The sequence below is a fragment of the Scytonema sp. UIC 10036 genome, assembly GCF_009725235.1.
The window spans coordinates 1-5,719 of the sequence record NZ_WJFC01000366.1 but is presented as its reverse complement, the minus strand read 5'-3'; the positions used below and the strand labels follow the sequence as shown (position 1 = coordinate 5,719).

Sequence of the window (5,719 nt, the reverse complement as noted above, 5' to 3'; positions counted from 1 at the left end):
CCACTAACCACTAACCACTAACCACTAACCACAAACCACTAACCACTAACCACTAACCACTCACCACTAACCACTAACCACTAACCACTAACCACTAACCACTAACCACTAACCCGTGTTACACGCGGCAAGCGATGCTTGAAGCTACAGAGAATTTCCCAAGAAATTGTATTTAGCTGATTTGCCCAATCTTCGGCAGAAATTTGTTCTTTTCCTTCTTTCCCCAGTAAAGTCACAACTTCACCTTCTTGTATATCTGGTAATGTGCTGATATCCAGCATCAACTGATCCATTGTAATTGCACCAATTTGTGGTATACGCTGACCTCGAATCAACACTTGCATTTTGTTGGAAAGATTGCGAGGTATACCGTCGGCATAACCAATTCCTACCACGGCTAAGCGGAGTTCTCGCTGTGCTACAAAATGATGGCTGTAGCTGACGCCCGTTCCGGGTGCAATCGTTTTGACTTGGGTAACTCTTGCTTTGACTTGCATGACTGGCTTTAGCTTGATGCTGGAGTCTAAATGAGCGGCTGGGTAAAGACCATAAATCACCAAACCCGCACGTACCATGTCATAGTGTAATGATTTATCGCTGAGAGTGGCAGCGGAGTTTGCTAGATGCAAACAAGGAGGTTCTATTCCCAAGGCTTTAATTTGAGCGATCGCAGTTTCAAACCTCTGCTGTTGCTGCTTCATCACAGTAGTGTCTGGGCTATCAGCTGTCGCGAGGTGAGAATAAACGCTCTTAATAGCAAGATGGGGCAAACGCTGCACTAACTGAACAAACTCAGCCGCTTCTTGCCAATTTGTTCCCAACCTAGACATTCCTGTATCTAATTTAATATGTACGGGTAAGGGAGAATCATAGTTAATATCTTCTAAAGTATTAGAAAATACTAAAGCTTGTTTGGGGCTAGTCAGTGTTGGTTGAAGTTGCCAATGTGCAATAGCTTGGATTTGTTCTGGCGTATGAGTTGCGCCCAAAATCAAAATTGGTGCTTCAATACCCGCTTCTCTTAATTGAATTCCCTCTGGAACTGTAGCAACTCCGAGCCAACTTGCACCTGATGCTAAAGCTGTTTGAGCAACAACGATCGCTCCATGTCCGTAGGCATCAGCTTTTACCACTGCCATCAGTTGGGTACTTGGTGACAGAAACTTTATAAGTTGACTCACATTATGGGACAATGCCGCCAAATCAATTTCTACCCAAGCACGTTGGGACATCCAGGCATAGCGATCGCTTTGCTGATTAAAAATAAGATGGTTTTTGTCGTGGCTTAGCATTTTTGCTTACTCTCCTATCACACCACTTTTTGGTTGCAAGTATTATTCCCAATACTCGCAACCTTTCGCGATAATCGGAAAGTTTAACAAGAAATAGGGAGTAGGGAGTAGGGAGTAGGGAGTAGGGAGTAGGGATTGAGCAAGAGTTATTCTCCCTTGTCCCCTAACCCCTAACCTCTAACCCCTAACCTCTAACCCCTAACCCCTAACCCCCTAACCCTTGACTATTTCCCAATTCCTGCTTTTGTAGGAAGTATAATTTATCCTCATCACCAAAAGGAGGATAGATTTGTGTTAATATATGTAAAATTAATAGCTTGAGCGCTTATCAATGGGGAAGGTTTTAGTTCTAAACGCCTCTTACGAACCGCTCAATATCACGAGCTGGCGGCGAGCCGTGGTCTTGTTGATTAAAGGCAAAGCTGAACGGGTTGAAATCAATAACAAGCAACTCTATTCGGGCTTTCCACTTCCAACCGTTATTAGGTTGCGACATTACGTGCGGGTTCCCTATAAGGAAATTCCTCTCACTCGACGGAATCTCCTTCATCGGGATGGTCATACGTGTCAATACTGCGGTTATACGGGAGATGACTTAACTCTAGACCATGTTGTACCGCGATCGCGTGGTGGCGGCGATACTTGGGAAAACATAGTAACTGCCTGTGTCCGCTGTAACGTCAAGAAGGGAAATCGTACACCTAGTGAGGCTCACATGATGTTACGTCATCATCCCCGAAGACCTTACAGCAGTCTCTATTTCGAGGTCAGTAAACATCTCAAGAGCGGGTTGCACAAAGAATGGCAAAAATATGTTATCGGACTCTGACAAACCTTGTTCCTCTCTAAGAACAGTGGTCAACTGTCAGGTCTTTACGTTGTTGCCCTAGCTTGGTGAAGCTTTGTTTATCTGTGACTTTAACTCAGACGCAAGCGTTTAAAGTTGACAGAAAAGCCTGCAAATTTTTTGCCCGCTTGGAAGCAACTTTGTTAATATAACACAGATTAGTGAAAAGTCAACCAGGGTACGTCATAAATTTGCCAAGTTTGGGCAACAAGGTCATTTGGCCTCAATTTAGCAACCCAATAATATCAAGTTGGTTGAAAAACTTTCATATCAATCTAGACTGACAGATATAGTGCCAGTCTGGAATAATTCTGCGAAGATTGTAGATGTGTGGCTGTAATAGCAAATCACTAACTGTAATATTTCTTAACCAAAGTCAGTGAGCTACACACTCTTAAAGACCATAGATATGCAACTTAATTCTTCCCTAACCCAGTTTGAAAATTTTCCACCGTTAACAGATTCAATATCAGAGGATGGTGAAGTAGACGATAGAGACTCAATTGAAGTTCCACTCAATCGACAATCAATTACAACAACGTTGACTAGTGAGTCAGGCAATTCTTCAAACCAGCGTAACGGTGTAGTGAGCGATCGCAAAGCGGAAGAACTGCGTGCCATGCTTCTAGCACACCGACAAGAACGGCATCTGATCGTCTTGCAAGATTTTCCCGATCCTGATGCTTTGTCTTCCGCATGGACATACCAGCTCATCGCACAGCAATACGAAATCAAGTGTGACATTGTTTACGCTGGCGCTTTGAGTCACCAAGAAAACATAGCCTTGGTAAAGCTAACTAATTTACCTGCCCAGCGTTGGACGTTGCAAACGTTAAAAGGCAAGGATCTGACCTCATCGTATCAAGGTTTTGTACTGATAGATAATCAAGGAACAACTTCTCAGCTAGTGCCTGTAGTGGAGCATGCTGGCATTCCCTTAGTGGCAATTATCGACCATCACAGTTTGCAAAGCGATATCAAATCAGACTTTATTGATATTCGTCCATCTGTGAGAGCGACAGCAACAATTTTTACTCAATACTTACAGGCAGGATTGCTATCGCTAGATAGTAGTATTAACCAACACGTAAAATGCGCGACTGCCTTGATGCATGGCTTGCGATCGGATACGAATAGACTGATGCAAGCACAGGAAGATGATTTTATGGCAGCAGCGTATCTGAGTAGATTTTATGACGCACAACTGCTAAATGCAGTACTGCAGGCGAATCGTTCTAAACGAGTCATGGATGTTATAGAGCGATCGCTAAAAAACCGCATTGTGCAAAATAACTTTTCCATTGCTGGTGTTGGTTACTTACGCTACGATGACCGTGACGCCATTCCTCAAGCAGCAGATTTTCTGGTTACAGAAGAAAACGTTCATACTGCCGTAGTTTATGGCATCGTTCACGATGAAGATGAGGAATTAGAAGTTGTGATTGGTTCTCTCAGAACCACTAAGTTAACACTCGATCCCGATGAATTTATCAAAGAAGCTTTTGGACAAGATAGTAGCGGGCGCTTTTTTGGTGGTGGGAGAACAAGCGCAGGTGGATTTGAGATTCCCATGGGATTCTTATCAGGCAGCAATGAGAATTCTGCTTATGCGAAAATGAAATGGGAAGTTTTTGATGCTCAAATTAAACAAAAGCTTCTGAGATTGGTAAATCCTAAAGATAATCCAATTCAATCGGAATAGGGACTAGCTAATGGCTAATGGCTAATGGCTAATGGCTGATGAAAAACAACAATTAGCAATTAGCAATTAGCAATTAGCAATTAGCAATTAGCAATTGACAAAATGGAAATATATTTAATCCGTCACGGCATAGCCGAAGAGAAACAACCAGAGATAAAAAAAGATGAAGAGCGATCGCTGACAAAAGAGGGAAAGCAAAAAACAGAGAAAGTCGCCCAACGACTCAAGCAGATGGGTTTCCATTTTGATTTAATCGCTACAAGCCCCTTAGTGAGAGCGCGTCAAACAGCAGAAATACTGATATCAGAGGGGCTGAGTTCTCAGCTTGAAGAATGTTCCTATCTTACACCAGAAGGGCAGATTCACAATTGGGTGACAGAATGGCTAGAGCCAAGAAATTACGCCCCTGACACCCAACTTGCATTGGTGGGACATGAACCAAATTTAAGCGCTTGGGCAGAAATTCTAGTTTGGGGGCAAGACAAAGCATCCTTAGTCCTGAAAAAAGCGGGTATGATTGGGGTAAAACTACCAGAAAAGGGATCTCCTCTGGGTTGCAGTCAAATGTTTTGGTTGACGCCACCCAAATACTTGCTTTAGCAGTAGTGTAACGTTTTTGAAAGAAATTCCAAGGAAACGGATACTGTTATGGTGATAAGAATTTCTGGGATGTTGCTTTCTTAGAAATACTTTACGGAACAGATGGTGTTGCCATGATGGTGTGCGAATTCAAGCCTGGGTTGGATGGCATTCCCGCCGCCCAATCCAGTATTAGCAGAGTTGATGGGCATGCGGGAATATTAGAATACCGTGGCATTCGGATTGAGGAACTAGCAGAAAAGAGTACATTTTTAGAAACTGCTTATCTTTTAATCTGGGGCGAATTGCCCACATCCGAAGAACTGGCAGCATTTGAGTCTGAGGTTCGCAATCACAGGCGAATCAAATATCGCATTAGCGATATGATGAAATGCTTTCCCGAAAGCGGTCACCCGATGGATGCTTTACAAGCCTCTGCGGCTGCATTGGGCTTATTTTATTCCCGCCGGGATTTGAACAATCCAATATACATTCGTGATGCTGTCGTTCGCCTGATAGCCAAGATTCCCACAATGGTGGCAGCTTTCCAATTGATGCGAAACGGTGATGATGCGGTACGTCCCCGAGATGATTTGGATTATTCCGCTAATTTCTTGTATATGCTCAATGAGAGCGCACCCGAAGCACTGGCGGCGCGAATATTTGATATTTGCTTGATACTTCACGCCGAACACACAATGAACGCTTCCACATTTAGTGCTAGAGTTACAGCCTCTACCCTAACAGATCCATACGCTGTAGTTGCCAGTGCAGTAGGAACCTTAGGAGGACCGCTCCATGGAGGAGCGAATGAAGAAGTCATTCAGATGTTAGAGGCGATTGGTTCTGTAGAAAATGTCCGTCCTTATGTTGAGGATTGTATCGACCGCAAAGCCAAGATTATGGGGTTTGGCCATCGCGTGTATAAGGTAAAAGATCCGCGTGCCACAATTCTACAGAATATGGCAGAGCAACTGTTTGACCAGTTTAAACCGGATAAATACTACGACATTGCCCAAGAAATGGAACGAGTCGTAGAGGAAAAATTGGGACACAAAGGTATTTATCCCAATGTTGACTTTTATTCCGGTTTGGTGTATACGAAATTGGGAATCCCAACAGACTTGTTTACACCAATATTTGCGATCGCCCGTGTTGCTGGTTGGCTAGCCCATTGGAAAGAACAACTAGAAGAAAACCGGATTTATCGTCCCACTCAAGTTTACAACGGTAAGCATTCTGCTCCTTACATCCCGATTGAGAAGAGGTAGGGAATGAGGGGTAGGGAGTAGGGAGTAG

At 43.6% G+C, this 5,719-nt stretch carries 5 protein-coding genes; 4 read left to right on the top strand and 1 reads right to left on the bottom strand.

Annotated features, from left to right (window positions below; genetic code table 11):
• Positions 1 to 101 precede the first annotated feature (101 nt).
• Complete coding sequence (alr, locus tag F7734_RS60165; protein ID WP_155753664.1) at positions 102 to 1,292, bottom strand: alanine racemase; 1,191 nt, start codon at positions 1,290 to 1,292, stop codon at positions 102 to 104.
• Positions 1,293 to 1,623: 331 nt separating this feature from the next.
• Here alr and F7734_RS60160 point away from each other — a divergent pair, with 331 nt between their 5' ends.
• The 4 genes from F7734_RS60160 (at position 1,624) to F7734_RS60145 (ending at position 5,691) form a co-directional block, all read left to right on the top strand.
• The gene (locus F7734_RS60160) at positions 1,624 to 2,121 is read left to right on the top strand and encodes an HNH endonuclease (protein WP_038108409.1); all 498 of its coding nucleotides are present in this window, start codon (positions 1,624 to 1,626) and stop codon (positions 2,119 to 2,121) included.
• Positions 2,122 to 2,548: 427 nt separating this feature from the next.
• The gene (locus F7734_RS60155) at positions 2,549 to 3,841 is read left to right on the top strand and encodes a bifunctional oligoribonuclease/PAP phosphatase NrnA (protein WP_155753663.1); all 1,293 of its coding nucleotides are present in this window, start codon (positions 2,549 to 2,551) and stop codon (positions 3,839 to 3,841) included.
• Between the two features lie 102 nt (positions 3,842 to 3,943).
• Positions 3,944 to 4,441 carry a phosphohistidine phosphatase SixA gene (gene sixA, locus F7734_RS60150; protein WP_155753662.1) on the top strand — a complete coding sequence of 166 codons (498 nt, stop codon included), beginning with the start codon at positions 3,944 to 3,946 and terminating at the stop codon, positions 4,439 to 4,441.
• 113 nt (positions 4,442 to 4,554) lie between these two features.
• The gene (locus tag F7734_RS60145) at positions 4,555 to 5,691 is read left to right on the top strand and encodes a citrate synthase (protein WP_155753661.1); all 1,137 of its coding nucleotides are present in this window, start codon (positions 4,555 to 4,557) and stop codon (positions 5,689 to 5,691) included.
• Positions 5,692 to 5,719 lie beyond the last annotated feature (28 nt).

What these genes read in the sequence shown, in the direction of transcription:
- alr (WP_155753664.1), bottom strand. Translation starts at nt 1,292, where the DNA reads ATGCTAAGCCACGACAAAAACCATCTTATTTTTAATCAGCAAAGCGAT.
- sixA (WP_155753662.1), top strand. Translation starts at nt 3,944, where the DNA reads ATGGAAATATATTTAATCCGTCACGGCATAGCCGAAGAGAAACAACCA.
- F7734_RS60160 (WP_038108409.1), top strand. Translation starts at nt 1,624, where the DNA reads ATGGGGAAGGTTTTAGTTCTAAACGCCTCTTACGAACCGCTCAATATC.
- F7734_RS60145 (WP_155753661.1), top strand. Translation starts at nt 4,555, where the DNA reads ATGATGGTGTGCGAATTCAAGCCTGGGTTGGATGGCATTCCCGCCGCC.
- F7734_RS60155 (WP_155753663.1), top strand. Translation starts at nt 2,549, where the DNA reads ATGCAACTTAATTCTTCCCTAACCCAGTTTGAAAATTTTCCACCGTTA.